A 17,044-nucleotide genomic window follows, 5' to 3' on the forward strand; every position below is an offset into this window, starting at 1 on the left:
TGAGTGTGTCGTCAGGATGGCGGGATGTCGCCACGGTGCACGACATGGATTTTGTTGCCGTCCGGGTCGCGCAGGTAGGCGCCGTAATAGCCCTGCCCGTAGCGGGGGCGGGGACCGGGCGCGCCTTCGTCGCGGCCACCGTGGCGCAGGGCCGCCTCGTGGGCGGCATGAACGGCCTGCGGCGAGGGCGCGCAGAACGCGACCATGTTGCCGTTGCCGGCGCTGGCGGGTTCGCCGTCCAGCGGGATGTACACGTAAAAGCGCGGCAGCGTCTGGCCCGGCGCGATCCAGCAGGCGGCGTCGGGGCCGCCGTCGGGCGTCACGGGGCGGCGGATGAGGCCGAGCGGCGTCAGCACCGCGTCGTAGAAGGCTGCGGCGCGCGGCAGGTCGGTGCAGCCGACGGTGACATGGCTGAACAGCGTCATGGTCGTCAGCTCCTGGCCTGCGGCTCGGCGCCGCGTGGAACGGCGGCAGGCGCTGCCGGTTGCGACAGCCGCTTGCCCGCGACCACCGTGGCGACCACGGCGGCGGCGAAGCCCAGCGTCACCAGGTCGAGCGGTTCGCCCAGCAGCGGGATCGACGCGAGGATCGACAGGAAGGGCTGCAGCAGCTGCGTCTGGCTCACGCGCAGCGCGCCGCCCAGGGCCAGGCCGCGGTACCAGGCGAAGAAGCCGATCCACATCGAGAACATGCCCACGTAGGTGAAGCCGACCCAGGCCGAGGCGGCCACGGGCTGCTGCGGCCACAGGGCGATCGTGGCCGGGAGCGTCACGGGCAGCGCCATCACGCAGACCCAGCAGATCACGCGCTCGGCGCCCAGCGACGGCGTGACCTGCGCGCCGTAGATGTAGCCGACCGAGGCCGCGACGACCGCGCCGACCAGCAGCAGGTCGGCCCATTCGAAACCGAAACCGAAGCCGTGGCCGCTCTGCTGCGCGCGCAGCACCGAGAACACCACCACCAGCAGGCTGCCCGCGATGGCGCAGAGCCAGAAGCCCAGCCGCGCGCGCTGGTGCAGCACCCAGGCCGCGACCGCGGCGGTGACCAGCGGCAGCAGCGCCGTCACCACCGCCGCGTGGCTGGCCGTGACCACGCGCAGGGCAAAGGCCAGCAAGAGCGGAAAGCCGATCGCGTTGCCCAGCACCGCCATGCCCAGCGGCTTCCACTGGTGCGACGCCGGACGCGGCGAGCGCGTGACCAGCAGGAAGATGGCCGACAGCACGCCCGCCAGCGCCGCGCGCCCGAGCGTGACGAACCACGGCGACAGCTGCGGCGCCTCTTGCGTGCCCGTGGCCAGCCGCGTCATCGGCAGCGTGATGGCGAACAGCGCCACGCCGACCACCCCGAGCCACATGCCCAGCGTTTCGTCCTTGAGGGCGAGCTTCATACGCCCACCATCCACCAGGCCGTCAAGACCAGGATGAGGCCCATCACGCGGTTGAACCACAGCAGGCGCCGGCCCTTGGCCAGCCACTCGCGCAGCAGCGCGCCGACCAGCGCATAGGCGAAGTTGCTGGTGAAGGCGTAGGTCAGCATCACGGGCGCGACGATGGCGAAGCGCGCGAGCGCGTCGGGCTGGCCGGCGATCCAGCCCGCCACCAGCGTGAGCGCCAGCAGCCAGGCCTTGATGTTCACGAACTGCAGCATCACGCCTTGCCCGAAGCCGACCGAGAGGCGTGCGTTGTCGGCCTTGCCGAGCTGGGCGCTGCCGCTGAGCTTGTAGGCCAGCCACAGCAGGTAGGCGATGCCCAGGCCCTTGATCGCCAGGCGCAGCGGCGGCATGGCCACCACCAGGGCGCCGAGGCCGGCCGCGCAGATGGCGAGCAGCAAGGTCCAGCCCACCGGCACCGCGACCACGAAGCGCATGGCGCGCGGCAGGCCGCCGTTGGCCGCGAGGGCGGTGGAGAGCGTGGTGTTGGGTCCGGGCGAGAAGCTCATCGCCGTGGCCAGCACCAGCAGCGCGGTGAATTCTTGCCAGTTCATGTCACAGACTCTAAACTTTGGACCATTACAGTTCCAGTACAGATGATCGAACAAATCTGAAATCTGTATTGGTCATTCCTTCGACACACGCCGCCCTTTTCTCGCTCTCTGTGCGATGCAGCCCGATCCGATGCTGACCCGAACCTCCACCCAGTCCCTGACCGGGCAGCTGGCCGACCGCCTCGCCGAGCGCATCCGCAACCGGCTGCTGGCCCCCGGCGCGCGCCTGCCCTCGGTGCGCGAATGCGCGCGCCAGCAGGGCGTGAGCCCGTACACCGTGGTCGCCGCCTACGACCAGCTGCTCGCGCAAGGCCTCGTCGAAGCGCGCCGCCAGCGCGGCTTCTACGTGCGCGACGCCGCGCCGGCGCCCGAGGGTTCGCGCAACCCGGCGCATGCCGTGCCCGTGGTCCCGCCGATGATGGCCTCGCGCGTGCCGGCCGACGCCAGCTCGCTGATCCGCAGCATGTTCCACCGCCCGAGCGACAAGCCGCAGCCGGGCATGGGCGTGTTCCCGCCCGACTGGATGGCCTCGACCTTCCTGGCGACCGCGGTGCGCCGCGTGACCACCACCTCGGCGCTGCAGGAACTATCGCTTCAATATGGCGAGCCCTCGGGCGACCTCGCGCTGCGCCGCAGCCTGTCGCAGAAGCTGGTGCGCATCAACGTGCCGGCCGGGCCGGACCAGATCGTGACCACCATCGGCGCCACGCATGCGCTGGACATCGTGAGCCGCACGCTGCTGCGCGCGGGCGATCCGGTGATGGTCGAGGAGCCCGGTTGGGCGCTGGAGTTTGCGCGGCTCGAAGCGCTGGGCATGCGCATCCTGCCCGTGCCGCGCCGTGCCGACGGGCCCGACCTGGACGTGATGGCGCAGTACTGCAAGCTGCACAGCCCCAAGCTGTTCGTCAGCGTGAGCGTGCTGCACAACCCGACCGGCTACAGCCTCACGCCGGGCAGCGCGCACCGCGTGCTCAAGCTGGCCAACGAGCACGACTTCCACATCGTCGAGGACGACACCTACAGCCACCTCGCGCCCGAGCACGCCACGCGCCTGAGCGCGCTCGACGGGCTGCAGCGCACCATCTACGTCAGCGGCTTCGCGAAGATCCTGGCGCCCAACTGGCGCATCGGCTTCCTGGCCGCCTCGCCCGCGCTGAAAGAGCGGCTGCTCGAGACCAAGCTGCTGGCCACGCTGACCTCGCCCACGCTGTTCGAGCGGGCGCTGTCGTGGTGCATCGACCAGGGCCAGCTGCGCCGCCATTCGGAGCGCGTGCGCATCCGCCTGGACGGCGCGCGCGGCCGCGCGGTGAAGCTGGCCATGTCGCATGGCTGCACCTTCGCCTCGGAGCCCGCGGGGCTGTTCGGCTGGGTCGACACGGGCGTGGACACCGACGCGCTCACGCAACGCATGCTCGACCAGGGCTACCTGCTGGCGCCGGGCTCGCTGTTCCATGCGCGCCGCCCGCCGAGCACGATGATGCGGATCAACTTCGCGACCTCGCAGGACGCGAATTTCTGGAAGGTTTTCAGCCGGGTCAGGGACGAGCTCTGATTCGCTTGCAAAGGGCTTGGAGTAAGCTGGCAGCACAAGAAAACCCAGCCAGGAGACCTCCCGCATGAGCAACGCCAGCAAACCCTTCGACTTCAGCCAGTTCGTCCCCGGATTCGACTTCCTGAAGAACCTCGCCGGCGGTGCCGCCGCGGGCTCCGGCTCGGTGCCCGGCATCCCCAGCCTGGCGAGTTGGGTCGCGCCCACCATGAGCGTCGAAGAGGTCGACAAGCGCATCCAGGAACTCAAGACCGTCCAGTACTGGCTCGAACAGAACGGCCACGCGCTCAAGGCGACCATCCAGGCGCTCGAGGTGCAGAAGATGACGCTGTCGACCCTTCGCGGCATGAACGTGCGGATGGAAGACATCGCCAGCGCGTTCACCAAGCAGGCTGCGGCCATGGCGCCGGCGCCTGCACCGGCTCCCGCCCCGGCCGCCGCACCCCGGCCCGAGCCGGAGCCCGTCGAGGAAGAGGAAGAAGAGTTCGACGAGGCCGAGGAAGAAGCGCAGGAGGTGGAAGAAGAGGAAACCCCGGCGCCGAAGAAGACATCGCGCGCCAAGCCCGCAGCGTCCAACGGCGCCGCCGGCGTGGTCGACCCGATGCAATGGTGGGGCTCGCTCACCGAGCAGTTCCAGCAGATCGCGAGCACCGCGCTGCAGGACGCGGCGCAACTCAAGGTGCCGGCCATGGCGCAGCCGCTGGCCGACGCCGTGGGGCAGGTCATCGGCAAGGCGACGGCGGCACGCAAGCCGGCCGCCAAGACCGCCGCGAAGAAGGCTGCAGCGAAAAAAGCCGCGCCGGCACCCGCCGCGCGCAAGAAAACCACGTCCACCGCCGCGCGCAAGCGAACCTCCGGCCGGCGCTGACGTCTTACAGACACCTTTCCAGACGACGACGCACGGGTCGGTACGCACCATGAAACTGTTTCCCACCGGCCATGCCACCCACCCGCAATGGCGCATGGCCGCCGGCCTCGTGCTGGCCCAGTTGCGCGCCCAGATGGCGCTGCCCGACTACGCGTCGAACCCGACGCTCGGGCTGCTCTACATCACTGACCACTACGCGGCCGAGGCGCAGGAGATCCTCGATCACCTGGGCGCCGAGCTGCCCGAGGTCACCGACTGGTCGGGCACCGTCGGCATCGGCGTGTCGGCCAACAACGCCGAGTACTTCGACGAGCCCGGCCTGAGCCTGATGCTGTGCGCGCTGCCCAGCGACCAGTACCGCGTGTTCTCGGGCGTGGCGCCGCTGGGCAGCTCCGAAATGAGCGGCTTCGAGGCGCACACCGCGCTCGTGCACGCCGACCCGGCCACGCCTGACCTGGGCGAGCTCATCGGCGAGATGGCGGGCCGCACCGACACCGGCTACCTGTTCGGCGGGCTCTCGTCCGGCCGCGGCGGGGCGCTGCAGTTCGCGGTCGGCGGCAACGGCAACATCCGCGGCCACGGTGCGGCGGGTGGCGTGTTCTCGGGCGGCTTGTCGGGCGTGGTGTTCGGCGAGGGCGTGCGGCTGGTGTCGCGCGTCACGCAGGGCTGCCAGCCGCTGCGCACCGGCGGCGCGCGCGAGCGCGAGATCACCGAGGCCGACGGCAACCTGCTGCTGTCGCTCGACGGCGAGCCGGCGCTCGATGTGCTGCTGGCCGACCTGCAGGTGTCGCTCGACCGGCCGCAGGAAGCCATCGACGCCGTGCGCAACACGCTGGTCGGCCTGGCCGACGCGGGCAGCGACGGCATCCGCCGCACCGGCGACCTGGGCGCCGACGTGCTGGTGCGCCACATCATCGGCCTCGATCCGACGCGGCGCGGCATCGCCATTGCCGACAACGCCGAGGCCGGCATGCGGCTGAGTTTCTGCCGCCGCAATGCGCAGGCGGCGCGCGCCGACCTGATGCGCATCTGCGCCGAGATCCGCGAAGAGCTCGAGCCCGAAGAGCAGACGCTGGCCACCGCGCGCGCCGTGGCGGCGGGCGAGGCCGAGGCCGCGCCGCATCCGGCGCGGCGCATCGCGGGCGCGGTGTACGTGAGCTGCTCGGGACGCGGCGGCCCGCACTTCGGCGCACCGGGTGCCGAGCTGCAGATCGTGCGGCATGCGCTGGGCGATGTGCCATTGGTCGGCTTCTTCGCCGCCGGCGAGATCGCGCGCCATCACCTGTACGGCTACACCGGCGTGCTGACGGTGTTCACCGCGCCGGACTGACTGGCTGACTGACGGGAAAAAACGACGCGTGCGCCTGCGCGTTGTTTTCGCAGGCGGTTCGCGTCGCTAGAATCCGCCCGCTTTCTTGAATCTCTGCTGCTGCAAGAAAGAGTGATCCGCGCGCCCCGAGGCACGCGGTCGATCTCTTTCGCCCCGCCACGCGATGTGACGGGGCACGGAAACCGACACGGTTTCTCCGAATGGAATTGCAGCCATGGGCAGCCCTACCCACAGTCATTTTTCGAGACTTCAGCGCGCCTTTTCGCGCGCCCACATCGTCGTCGACTACCGCGACGGCATCTATCACCTGCGCAACGAAGCCGCGCAGGCGACCGTGCTTCTGCCGCAGAGCCTGCCGCTGGAAGAAAAAGCCGTGAACCAGCTGCTGGCCTTTGCCAGCGTGCGCTCGCCCGACGGCGCGCACGGCGTGTGCAAGGCCTGCGCGACGCCGGACTTTCATCCGGGCTCGGTCGCGCCGGTGGGCAGCGTCGTCGCCACCGATGGCGACTTCGTGATCCCCGCCGCGGTCGGCACGGACATCAATTGCGGCATGCGCCTGCTGACCACCGGCCTCACGCTGGACCAGGTGGCGCCGCACAAGACGCAGCTGCTCGCGCGGCTCACGCGCAGCCTGCTCGACAACGGGCGCGACGTGCCGGTGCACACGGCGGCGTTTCGCGCGCTGTTCGACGAAGGGCCGGCCGCGTTCCTGGACGCCGTGCGCAACGAGGGGCTCTGGGCGACCTGCGACCGCGACCGGCTGCAGGCCGAGATCGGCGCGTGCATCGGCCTGGCGAGCTTCGGCGGGCAGTCGCGGCACGCACCGTCGGCCTACACCGGCGCGCGCCACGAGGTGTTCCGCGATCCGTGCCTGGGCACGCCCGGCAGCGGCAACCACTTCGTCGAGTTGCAGGTGGTCGACCAGGTGATGGACCGGCACGCGGCGTACCGCGCGGGGCTCAAGGCCGGCGAGGTCGTGGTGATGATCCACAGTGGCTCGCGCGACATCGGGTTCCATGTCGGCGGCCGCTGGATGGACCGCGCGCGGGCCGAGTGGCCGCAGGGCCTGCGCCATCCGAAGAGCGGGCTGTACGGGCTGGCCGGGCCGCTGGCGCAGGAGTACCTGGAAGCCATGGGCGTGGCCGCGCGCTATGCGTGGGCCAATCGCGTCGTGCTGGCCGAGCTGGTGCGCAAGGACTTCGCCGAGCTGCTGGGTGCCACGGCGTCGACGCTCGTGGTCGACGTGCCGCACAACGTGGTGCTGCGCGAGCACGGCATGAACATCCACCGCAAGGGCGCGACGCCGGCGCACGCGGGCGATCTGGCGCTGATCCCCGGGTCGATGGGCGATCACTCGTACCTCGCGACCGGGCTGGGGCATGAAGACTGGCTGTGGTCGTGCAGCCATGGTGCCGGCCGGCGCATGCGTCGGCAGGAGGTGCGCGCGATGCGGCCTGCACCCGGCGGCGCGGAAGCCAGCTGGCAGTGCGTGACCTTGCGCGAGGAGCGCCGCATCGAAGAGGCGCCGCAGGCCTACAAGCCGATCGGCGCGGTGATCGAGGCGCAGGAAAGCGCGGGGCTCATCCGCTGCGCCGTGCGGCTCAAGCCCTGGGTCACGTTCAAGGCGTGACCCGAGGGCGCGTGTCGTGTCAGCCCAGTGCGGGCTGCACGGCGCGTGGCGCGGGCGCCGGCATGCCGGCGAACGCGAAGTCGACCTCGGGCGCCAGCCCGCTCACGATGCGCGCGATCGACTTGCCCGAGCCGCAGGCGTGCGTCCAGCCGAGCGTGCCGTGGCCGGTGTTGAGGAACAGGTTCGGCAACTTGGTCTTGCCGATCAACGGCACGTTGCTCGGCGTGGCCGGGCGCAGGCCGGTCCAGAACTGCGCGCGCTCGGTGTCGCCGGCGCCGGGGAAGAGTTCTTCGACGCGCCGCACGATGGCTTCGCAGCGCACGCGGTTCAGGTCGCGGTCGTAGCCGTTGAGCTCGGCCGTGCCGGCGATGCGCAGGCGGTCGCCCGACTCGGAGGTGTAGCGCGAGAACACCAGCTTGTATTCGTCGTCGGTCAGCGAGACCTGATGCGCCTTCGATGCGTCCTTGACGGGGAGCGTCACCGAGTAGCCCTTGGCGGGGTAGATCGGCAGGCGGATGCCCAGCGGCGCGGCGTACAACGGACTCAGCGAACCCATCGCGAGCACGAAGGCATCGCCGCGGATGCGCTGGAAGCGGCCTTCGTTGTCGGTCGCCTCGACGTGGTCGATGCTGCCGCCGGCTTCGCGCAGCGCGGTCACCGTGTGGCTCATGAGGAACTTCACGCCGGCCGCCTCGGCCAGCTTCACGAGCTCGCGCGCGAAGCGGTTGGCGTCGCCCGATTCGTCTTCGGCGGTGTAGGTGGCGCCAGCGAGTTGGGGGCGGATGTGGGCGAGGGCGGGTTCGATCCTGATGGCCTCGTCGGCCGAGATGACCAGCCGCTCGCAGCCCAGGGCACGCATCTGCTCGGCGGGCGCGAGGGCGCCGTCGAATTCTTTTTGCGTTGTGTAGAAGTGCAGGATGCCTTGCGTGCGCTGGTCATAGTTCAGGCCGGTGTCTCGACGCAATTGCTGCAACATTTCCCGGCTGTATGTACCGAGACGAACGATCTGTTCGATGTTGTGGCGGGTGCGGGCGGGGGTGCATTCGCGCAAAAACTGCAGGCCCCAGAGCCACTGGCGCATGTCGGCGCGGATGCGGAACAGCAGCGGCGCATCTTCCTTGCCGAGCCATTGCAGCACCTTCAGCGGCGCGCTCGGATTGGCCCACGGCTCGGCATGGCTGACCGAGATCTGGCCGCCGTTGGCGAAGCTGGTTTCGGCGGCCGGGGTGGCCTGCCGGTCGATCACGGTCACCTCGTGGCCGAGTTGCTGGAGGTAATAGGCCGAAGTCACGCCGAGCAGGCCGGCGCCAAGAACGATCACACGCATTGCAAGTACCTTTGAGTTTGCAGCGCTTGAACGGCGGGCGTGGAGTGCTATTGAAAAAATAGCAAGCAACCGGACGACCGATGTCCAAGTTGCCGCTCCCCCTGTCCTCGGTACCTGAGAGATTCACCCTGCTGCACCCGCAGCGGGTTTGCTCCTTCGGTGCGCCACATGGCGTGGCGGCTCTCCAGACGGCTGTATCGATGAGTGCAGTACTGACCCCTTGCCGAAGTTCCTGGGCGTTGCCTGGAATTTCGTCGGGCCGACCTGAGCGTTTATGGGAGTTTGCGCCTTCGGTAGGGCCTCCGTGGAGGCCCGCTCTCCTGCAATTGTTGGCGATTGTAGGCGGGCCCCGCAAGCCGGCCAAGCCCTGTACATCGGCACTTCACACCGATGGGATAATTGAATGTTGATTTTTGGTAAAGCAAACTTTTTTCTACATGCAGGGGACTCCATGATCCTGGTTACCGGCGGCGCAGGCTTCATTGGCGCCAATTTCGTGCTCGACTGGATCGCGCAGGGCAACGAGCCCGTCGTGAACCTCGACAAGCTGACCTACGCGGGCAACCTGGAGACCCTGGCGTCGCTCAAGGGCAACGCGAACCATGTCTTCGTGCAGGGCGACATCGGCGACAGCGCGCTGCTCGATCGCCTGCTGGCCGAGCACAAACCCCGTGCCGTCGTGAACTTTGCCGCGGAATCGCACGTGGATCGTTCGATCCACGGTCCGGAAGACTTCGTGCAGACCAACGTGCTCGGCACCTTCCGCCTGCTCGAATCGGTGCGCGGCTACTGGAACGCCCTGCCGGCCGACCAGAAGGCGGCCTTCCGCTTCCTGCATGTGTCGACCGACGAGGTCTACGGCTCGCTCTCCAAGACCGACCCGGCCTTCACCGAAGAGAACAAGTACGAGCCCAACAGCCCGTACTCGGCCAGCAAGGCCGCGAGCGACCACCTCGTGCGCGCCTGGCACCACACCTACGGCCTGCCGGTGGTCACCACCAACTGCTCGAACAACTACGGCCCGTTCCACTTCCCCGAGAAGCTGATCCCGCTGATGATCGTCAACGCACTGGCCGGCAAGAACCTGCCCGTGTACGGCGACGGCATGCAGGTGCGCGACTGGCTCTACGTGAAGGACCACTGCAGCGCCATCCGCCGCGTGCTCGAGGCCGGCAAGCTCGGCGAGACCTACAACGTCGGCGGCTGGAACGAGAAGCCCAACATCGAGATCGTCAACACCGTGTGCGCGCTGCTCGACGAACTGAGCCCCCGCGCCGACGGCAAGCCGTACAAGGAACAGATCACCTACGTCACGGACCGCCCGGGCCACGACCGCCGCTACGCCATCGATGCACGCAAGCTCGAGCGCGAACTCGGCTGGAAGCCCGCCGAGACCTTCGATACCGGCATCCGCAAGACCGTCCAGTGGTACCTCGCCAACGGCGAGTGGGTGCGCAACGTGCAAAGTGGCGCCTACCGCGAATGGGTCGAGAAGCAGTACGACGCCGCACCTGCAAAGGCTTCCGCATGAAGTTGCTGCTGCTCGGCAAGGGTGGACAGGTCGGCTGGGAGTTGCAGCGCAGCCTCGCGCCGCTCGGCGAACTGGTCGCCCTGGACTTCGACAGCACCGACTTCCACGCCGACTTCAGCCGTCCCGAGCAGCTGGCTGCAACCGTGCTGGCTGTGCGCCCCGACGTCATCGTCAATGCCGCCGCGCACACCGCCGTCGACAAGGCCGAGAGCGAGCCCGACTTCGCGCGCAAGCTCAACGCCACCTCGCCCGGCGTGGTGGCGGAGGCCGCGCAGCAGATTGGTGCGCTGATGGTGCATTACTCCACCGACTATGTCTTCGACGGCAGCGGCACCCGACCCTGGAAAGAAGACGACGCGACCGGCCCGCTCAGCGTGTACGGCCAGACCAAGCTCGAAGGCGAGCAGTTGGTGGCGCAGCATTGCGCGAAGCACCTGATCTTTCGCACCAGCTGGGTGTACGCCGCACGCGGCGGCAACTTCGCCAAGACCATGCTGCGGCTGGCCAAGGAGCGCGACAAGCTCACGGTCATCGACGACCAGTTCGGCGCCCCGACCGGTGCCGAGCTGCTGGCCGACATCACCGCGCACGCCATCCGCGCCACCTTGCAAGACCCGACCAAGGCCGGCCTGTACCACGCCATCGCCGGCGGCGAGACCACGTGGCACGGCTACGCGCGCTTCGTGCTCGAGATGGCGCAGCAGGCCGGCGTCGAACTCAAGGCCGGCCCGCAGGCCGTGGAGGCCGTGCCCACCAGCGCCTTTCCGACGCCCGCGAAGCGCCCGCACAACTCGCGGCTCGACACCACCAAGCTGCAGACCACCTTCGGCCTGCGACTGCCGCCCTGGCAGGAAGGCGTGGCACGCATGCTGCGCGAGACGCTCTGACCGACTGATTTTTCCTGCCCCTCACAGAAGAAGACTCCCATGACGCAACGCAAAGGCATCATCCTTGCCGGTGGCTCCGGCACCCGCCTGCACCCGGCCACGCTCGCCATGAGCAAGCAACTGCTGCCGGTGTACGACAAGCCCATGATCTATTACCCGCTGAGCACCCTGATGCTCGGCGGCATGCGCGACATCCTGATCATCAGCACGCCGCAGGACACGCCGCGCTTCCAGCAGCTGCTGGGCGACGGCAGCCAGTGGGGCATCAACCTGCAGTACGCGGTGCAGCCGAGTCCCGATGGCCTGGCGCAGGCGTTCATCATCGGCGACAAGTTCGTGGGGAACTCGCCGAGCGCACTGGTGTTGGGGGACAACATCTTCTATGGGCATGACTTTGCCCATCTGCTGGGCGGCGCCGACGCGCAGGACGCGGGAGCCACTGTGTTCGCGTACCACGTGCATGACCCGGAGCGGTATGGCGTGGTCGCATTCGATGCACAAGGCAAGGCCAGCAGCATCGAGGAAAAGCCGCTCAAGCCCAAGAGCAACTATGCCGTGACGGGCCTGTACTTCTACGACAACCAGGTCATCGACATCGCCAAGGCCGTGAAGCCGAGTGCGCGAGGCGAGCTCGAGATCACGGCCGTCAATCAGGCGTACCTCGACCTTGGCCGGCTCAACGTGCAGATCATGCAGCGCGGCTATGCCTGGCTCGATACCGGTACGCATGAAAGTCTGCTGGAAGCCGGGCAGTTCATCGCGACGCTGGAGCATCGGCAGGGGCTCAAGATCGCGTGCCCCGAAGAGATCGCGTGGCGCCATGGGTTCATCGACAACGAACAACTGGCCAAGCTTGCAGCACCGTTGCAGAAGAATGGCTACGGCAAGTACCTCAGCCATTTGCTGGCCGAAGGTGTGCGCTCATGAAGGTCACGCAGACGGCCATCGCCGACGTGTTGCTGATCGAACCCAAGGTGTTCGGCGACGCACGCGGGTTTTTCTTCGAGAGCTTCAATCAGAAGGCTTTCGACGAAGCCGTCGGCCAGCGCGTCGACTTCGTTCAGGACAACCACTCGCGCTCCACCAAGGGGGTCTTGCGAGGCCTCCATTACCAGGTGCAGCAACCACAGGGAAAACTGGTGCGCGTGGTTCGAGGGGCGGTGTTCGACGTGGCGGTGGACATCCGCCGGTCGTCGCCGACCTTCGGGCAATGGGTGGGCAGTGAACTGTCGGAGGACAACCATCGGCAGTTGTGGGTTCCGCCGGGTCTCGCGCACGGCTTCCTGGTGCTCAGCGAGTCGGCTGATTTTCTGTACAAGACGACGGACTACTACGCACCGGCGCACGAGCGCTGCATTGCGTGGAACGACCCCACGTTGGCGATCGAGTGGCCTGACACGGGCATCGCGCCGAAGCTGTCCGCCAAGGACGCGGCAGCGCCGACCTTCCTGAGCGCCGAAATTCCCGGCTGAACACAGGTCGACCAGCAGCCGGTTTGCGGCGTTTTCTTCAGAGCCCTTCCCACGCGGGCCATCTCAAAAATATTCCAATTCCAGATGAGACAACTTGCTGACTTCAACGGGCTGGTCGCGTACGGGTGCCTGTGCAAGGGGATCGCCATCGGTCGTCCGGACGACATCAGGGCCGCGCAGCCGTGAAAAGTTCGCCTGCCATCAAGGAAAAGAAAGAGAGCTTGCTGGACGCCGCAAAAGGGGCGCTTCGCAAGCGGCTGCCGCGCAAGACGCCGCAGCTGGTGGAGCTTTTCGACGCAGCCTGGTACCTCAAGGGGCTGCCGGACCGTGCACTGATCGCCAACCCGTGGGAGCACTATCTGGGAGGGGGATTCCTGAGGGGAAATCCCAATCCCATGTTCGATACCACCTGGTACCTCGATCGCCATCCCGAATTGCGTGCGGCGGAAAAGAACCCGCTGGCCCACTATCTCGAAATTGGAGAGCGTGCAGGGGACGCGCCCAGCGTGAGGTTCGATCCGCAGTGGTATCTGGATGAATACCCCGATGTCGCCGCCACGCAATTGAGCCCGTTGCTGCACTATTTGAAATTCGGTGCGGCCGAGGGGCGTTTGCCGGCACGGCTGGCGCATTTTGATTCTGTTCCCGCCTTGTCCGAATTCATGGGAGCGTTGACACCTTCCTATGCAGCTCGGCCTTGCTCCATCGATCTGCCGGTTGGCTCGGTGTTTTCAGTGGCGTCTCAGGCTGGCGGTGCGGGACGGGTTCTTCATCGCGTTGCGCCCGGGTTTTGCGAGGGCCTCGATGGCCCCCCGGATTATCCGAAGGTCGGATTTGTTGCCGAAATCAATGACACGACCGCCATTGCCGGAACCCGCTATCTGATCGGTCCGACGAATTTTGTGCTGCATGACGAAAATGCGCATTTTCTGTGCAGAGAAGACGCCGCCATCAAATATGGAAAGGCGAGGCGCTCTGCGGCACCTGGACATCTGCATATAGAGGTGAACGCTCGGCAGGCTGCCTGGATAGAGCGCGGATTTCACATCATGCATGAGTATGAAAATAATTACTTTCATTTCATTGCAGAAACGCTTCCAAGAATGCTGCTGGCGGAAGAGGCTGATGTGCCTTTGAATGTGCCTTTTCTTTGTACAGAAGGTCTTCACCCCAACATCGCGAAGCTGCTTGAGCTGGCCAATCTTGAGCAACGCCCGGTCATCCTGCTGGAGTCGGGGACTTTGTATCGCGTGAAGCAGATGTACTATCCCTCTGACATGACTTCGGTTGTGGATGCCTACCATGGCGGTGAGATGGCTCGCCAGACGGGACTCGATGTCAATCGAATTCGTGCGGGCGTGGAAAGATGTCAACGCGCTTTTGCGACGAAAGATTTTTCGCGAGGGCGAAAGATTTTTGCAGCACGCAATGGCAGCTATCGAAAGCTATTGAATCAGCGAGAAATAGAAGCCCGCGTCGAGAAACTCGGATTCGAGGTGGTGCACACCGATGAATTGGATCTCGAGGCGCAAATCCGGGCCTTCCAGGACGCTGAAGTGATTGTGGGGCCGACGGGGGCGCAGATGACCAACATGGTCTGGTGCAAGCCAGGAGCGAAAGTGGTCGTTCTCGCTTCCGATCATCCCAGCCATCAGCTCTATTTTTGGGAGCTCCTGGGTCGGGTTTCTGGCGCCAAGGTAAAAATTGTGCAGGGGCCGCGCGCACACGTGCGAGATGACATTTACAGCGTACACGATGACTACCATGTCGATGAAGATGCAGTGATTGCTGCAATTTCCGACGAGGAATAAAAGAGCAAAGGGACTGCCGATGAAAGAAACCAAAACTCCTGAATTTTCGCTGGACAATGCTGTAGAAATACTCGACCTGGAGCGGTTGACCGATCCACGGGGAAATTTGACGTTCGTCGAAGGAGGACGTCACATTCCTTTTGATGTTCAGCGGGTTTACTATTTGTACGACGTTCCCGCGGGCGAAGCCCGGGGCGGACATGCACATCATCAATTGCAGCAATTGATCATTGCTGTTGCGGGTAGTTTTGATGTCGTTCTTGACAATGGGTACGAAAGAAGAACAGTTACCTGCAACAGGCCATTCCAAGGGATTTTCATGAAGTCCCTGGTCTGGCGAGAGTTGAACAATTTTTCTTCTGGTGCCGTCTGTCTGGTTCTTGCCTCGATGAGGTACGAAGAATCCGACTACATCAGAAACTACGAAGAATTCATTTCAGTGGCACGAAAAGGTAAATAACATGACTCCATTTTTTGATATTCATGCTGGCCATGCCGAGTTGGCAGACGATTTTCAGCAGGCCTTTTCGAGGGTCATGAACAGTGGCCACGTCATCATGGGCCCTGAGGTCGCGGCCTTCGAGAAGGAGTTTGCGGCCTACTGCGGCGTCAAGCACTGCATCGGCGTGGGCAACGGACTCGATGCGCTGGCGCTGACCCTGCGTGCGCAGGGCATCAAAGCGGGTGACGAGGTCATCGTTCCTTCGCAGACATTCATCGCCTCGTGGCTGGGGGTTTCGATGGTCGGCGCCACGCCGGTTCCGGTCGAAATCGATCCGGCGACCTACCTGATGGACCCGGCCCGGATCAAGGAAAAGCTGACGAGCAGGACCAAGGCCATCATGCCGGTGCATCTGTATGGCCTGCCTGCTGCAATGGATGCCATCAACGCGATTGCGCGACCGCTCGGACTTTTTGTCCTGGAGGATGCGGCCCAGGCGCACGGTTCGACCCACAACGGCAAGCGGGCGGGCTCGCTCGGCGATGCAGCGGCGTTCAGTTTCTACCCGACGAAGAATCTCGGCGCGATGGGCGATGCAGGCGCCGTGGTGACCGACAACGATGAACTGGCGGCCAACCTGCGCATGCTGCGCAACTACGGCTCCAGCCAGAAGTACGTGCACGAGGTTGCGGGCGTGAACTCTCGCCTGGACGAGTTGCAGGCTGCACTGCTGCGCGCGAAGTTGGGCCGCCTCGACGCATGGAACGACCAGCGCCGTGCGCTGGCCGCGAGGTATTCGCAAGGGCTGGAAGGTGTGGGCGACCTCCGCACGCCGTTCGTGCCTGCGGACAGCACGCACGTGTTCCACCTGTACGTGGTCAGCACGGGACGCCGTGCCGAACTGTCGGCCTACCTGACGGCCCAGGGCGTTCAGACGCTCGTGCACTACCCCATTGCACCGCACATGCAGGGCGCCTACGCTGAGCTCGGGTTGCCGGCCGACAGCCTGCCACTGGCGACCGCCGCGGCGAACGAGACCTTGTCGCTTCCTATCTGGCCGCAAATGAAGCCGGAGCAGGTGGATGCTGTGGTCGGACACATCCGCAAGTTCTTCTCCTGACAGAGCGCGTTGCATGTCTTCGGCGCTGGTCACTGTCGTCATCCCCATCTTCAACCAGGCGAAGTTCGTCGTTGAAACGGTGGACAGCGCCTTGAGGCAGACCCACCGGAATCTTCAGGTGGTCGTCGTGGATGACGGTTCGACCGATGGCGGGGCCGAACTGCTGGCCGCCGAGTTCGGCAACCGGATCGTGTTGCTGCAGCAAAGGAATGGCGGGCCCTCGTCGGCCATCAACAAGGGACTTGCGGCAGCCGACGGGGCGTTCATCGCGCTTCTGGGGGGCGACGACGTGTGCGTCGAGGACCGCATCGACACCCAACTGGAACTCCTGCAGACCACGTCGAACGACATCGTGTTCTCGAAGCCGTTCCTTATCGACGCCGAAGGTGGACCCTTGGCCGACGAGTCGTTTCCGGTGTTCTTCGATGAACGGCCTGTACAGCCGCTGCTGCGCACCTTGTTGCTGGAAGGCAATTTCCTGTGCGCGCCTACCGCGTTCATGCGTCGCGAGGCGGTTCGGAAAACCGGGACGTTCCGCCCCGGCCTCATCCAGTTGCAGGACTACGACTATTGGCTGCGCGCCGCGGCCTCCGGATTGAAGCTCGCAGAAGCCGGGCCGCGTGTCGTTCGCTATCGCCGGCATTCGGCCAACCTCTCGTCGACGCGCGCAAGCTTTGCGTCGACGGCGGAGTCCATCCCGATCTTCAGGTCGCTTCTGGATACCGGGGCGCCGGCAGAGCTTCGGCGCGCGTTCCCCAGCCTCTTCGAACCGGTGGCCAACCCTGACACGCCATTGACCTCGTTCGACAAGGCGCTCTTTCTCCTGTCTCATCCTCGGGAAGAAATACGCATGATGGGGGTCGAACATCTCGTGACCTTGGCGGAAGACCCAGTCTTCCTGGCCAAGGCCGAGCGTTTCGGCCTCAACCTCACCCGATTCGCCCTGACCGCGGTGTGAGGGGGCGATGCTGAAGAAAACCGCCGTGACCGAGGATGAGCGATCGGCCTGAAGGCGCTGAAGCAGTCTTCAACGTGCTCGCACGGATTGACGGGTTTCTCCGGTGATCGCCGGGCTCCCCAACGCAGGAACAATC

At 65.9% G+C, this 17,044-nt stretch carries 16 protein-coding genes and 2 riboswitches; of the genes, 12 read left to right on the forward strand and 4 right to left on the reverse strand.

Features of this window, described 5'->3' with window-relative positions; all coding sequences use genetic code 11:
• Window positions 1-11 precede the first annotated feature (11 nt).
• Genes AC07Y4_RS09815 through AC07Y4_RS09825 form a run of 3 tightly spaced genes read right to left on the reverse strand, consistent with a single transcriptional unit; the run spans window position 12 to window position 1,983 of the window.
• Window positions 12-419, reverse strand: coding sequence for a VOC family protein (locus tag AC07Y4_RS09815; RefSeq protein ID WP_495274468.1), 408 nt, complete (start codon window positions 417-419; stop codon window positions 12-14).
• An 11-nt stretch (window positions 420-430) separates the two neighbouring features.
• The gene (locus tag AC07Y4_RS09820) at window positions 431-1,387 is read right to left on the reverse strand and encodes a DMT family transporter (RefSeq protein WP_495274445.1); all 957 of its coding nucleotides are present in this window, start codon (window positions 1,385-1,387) and stop codon (window positions 431-433) included.
• Window positions 1,384-1,983: a LysE family translocator gene (locus AC07Y4_RS09825; RefSeq protein WP_495274446.1), complete on the reverse strand. Its 600-nt coding sequence runs from the start codon at window positions 1,981-1,983 to the stop codon at window positions 1,384-1,386. The genes AC07Y4_RS09820 and AC07Y4_RS09825 overlap by 4 nt, the downstream gene beginning before the upstream one ends.
• Window positions 1,984-2,113: 130 nt before the next feature.
• Between AC07Y4_RS09825 and AC07Y4_RS09830 the strand changes: the two genes are divergently transcribed.
• The 4 genes from AC07Y4_RS09830 to AC07Y4_RS09845 all read left to right on the forward strand — a co-directional run bounded on the left by AC07Y4_RS09830 (window position 2,114) and on the right by AC07Y4_RS09845 (window position 7,360).
• The gene (locus AC07Y4_RS09830) at window positions 2,114-3,535 is read left to right on the forward strand and encodes an aminotransferase-like domain-containing protein (RefSeq protein WP_095747421.1); all 1,422 of its coding nucleotides are present in this window, start codon (window positions 2,114-2,116) and stop codon (window positions 3,533-3,535) included.
• A gap of 64 nt (window positions 3,536-3,599) precedes the next feature.
• Window positions 3,600-4,400: a PhaM family polyhydroxyalkanoate granule multifunctional regulatory protein gene (locus AC07Y4_RS09835; RefSeq protein ID WP_495274447.1), complete on the forward strand. Its 801-nt coding sequence runs from the start codon at window positions 3,600-3,602 to the stop codon at window positions 4,398-4,400.
• Window positions 4,401-4,449: 49 nt separating this feature from the next.
• The gene (locus AC07Y4_RS09840) at window positions 4,450-5,730 is read left to right on the forward strand and encodes an FIST signal transduction protein (protein ID WP_492740975.1); all 1,281 of its coding nucleotides are present in this window, start codon (window positions 4,450-4,452) and stop codon (window positions 5,728-5,730) included.
• 214 nt (window positions 5,731-5,944) lie between these two features.
• Entirely contained in the window at window positions 5,945-7,360 is a 1,416-nt protein-coding gene (locus tag AC07Y4_RS09845; RefSeq protein ID WP_495274448.1) for an RtcB family protein, read from the forward strand.
• A 19-nt stretch (window positions 7,361-7,379) separates the two neighbouring features.
• Here AC07Y4_RS09845 and AC07Y4_RS09850 read toward each other — a convergent pair whose 3' ends face one another.
• The gene (locus AC07Y4_RS09850) at window positions 7,380-8,687 is read right to left on the reverse strand and encodes a D-amino acid dehydrogenase (protein ID WP_369644831.1); all 1,308 of its coding nucleotides are present in this window, start codon (window positions 8,685-8,687) and stop codon (window positions 7,380-7,382) included.
• A 91-nt stretch (window positions 8,688-8,778) separates the two neighbouring features.
• Window positions 8,779-8,885: riboswitch (glycine riboswitch) on the reverse strand.
• Window positions 8,886-8,929: 44 nt separating this feature from the next.
• A riboswitch (glycine riboswitch) is annotated at window positions 8,930-9,020 on the reverse strand.
• A 118-nt stretch (window positions 9,021-9,138) separates the two neighbouring features.
• On the opposite strand from AC07Y4_RS09850, the gene rfbB reads away from it, so the two are divergent.
• The 8 genes from rfbB (at window position 9,139) to AC07Y4_RS09890 (ending at window position 16,908) form a co-directional block, all read left to right on the forward strand.
• Window positions 9,139-10,218: a dTDP-glucose 4,6-dehydratase gene (gene rfbB / locus AC07Y4_RS09855; RefSeq protein WP_492686379.1), complete on the forward strand. Its 1,080-nt coding sequence runs from the start codon at window positions 9,139-9,141 to the stop codon at window positions 10,216-10,218.
• Window positions 10,215-11,105 carry a dTDP-4-dehydrorhamnose reductase gene (gene rfbD, locus AC07Y4_RS09860; RefSeq protein WP_307582809.1) on the forward strand — a complete coding sequence of 297 codons (891 nt, stop codon included), beginning with the start codon at window positions 10,215-10,217 and terminating at the stop codon, window positions 11,103-11,105. Before rfbB ends, rfbD begins: the two co-directional genes overlap by 4 nt.
• 39 nt (window positions 11,106-11,144) lie before the next feature.
• Window positions 11,145-12,032, forward strand: coding sequence for a glucose-1-phosphate thymidylyltransferase RfbA (rfbA, locus tag AC07Y4_RS09865; RefSeq protein WP_095949492.1), 888 nt, complete (start codon window positions 11,145-11,147; stop codon window positions 12,030-12,032).
• Entirely contained in the window at window positions 12,029-12,577 is a 549-nt protein-coding gene (gene rfbC / locus AC07Y4_RS09870) for a dTDP-4-dehydrorhamnose 3,5-epimerase (protein WP_070060261.1), read from the forward strand. The genes rfbA and rfbC overlap by 4 nt, the downstream gene beginning before the upstream one ends.
• 182 nt (window positions 12,578-12,759) lie before the next feature.
• The gene (locus AC07Y4_RS09875; RefSeq protein WP_495274449.1) at window positions 12,760-14,388 is read left to right on the forward strand and encodes a glycosyltransferase family 61 protein; all 1,629 of its coding nucleotides are present in this window, start codon (window positions 12,760-12,762) and stop codon (window positions 14,386-14,388) included.
• Between the two features lie 19 nt (window positions 14,389-14,407).
• Entirely contained in the window at window positions 14,408-14,848 is a 441-nt protein-coding gene (locus tag AC07Y4_RS09880) for a sugar 3,4-ketoisomerase (RefSeq protein WP_083259083.1), read from the forward strand.
• A 1-nt stretch (window position 14,849) separates the two neighbouring features.
• Entirely contained in the window at window positions 14,850-15,950 is a 1,101-nt protein-coding gene (locus AC07Y4_RS09885; protein WP_070060258.1) for a DegT/DnrJ/EryC1/StrS family aminotransferase, read from the forward strand.
• A 13-nt stretch (window positions 15,951-15,963) separates the two neighbouring features.
• Window positions 15,964-16,908 (forward strand): glycosyltransferase family 2 protein, encoded by a 945-nt coding sequence (locus tag AC07Y4_RS09890; RefSeq protein WP_495274450.1) that lies wholly within the window; start codon window positions 15,964-15,966, stop codon window positions 16,906-16,908.
• Window positions 16,909-17,044 lie beyond the last annotated feature (136 nt).

Source organism: Variovorax sp. GW460-12-1-14-LB1 (genome assembly GCF_059423605.1).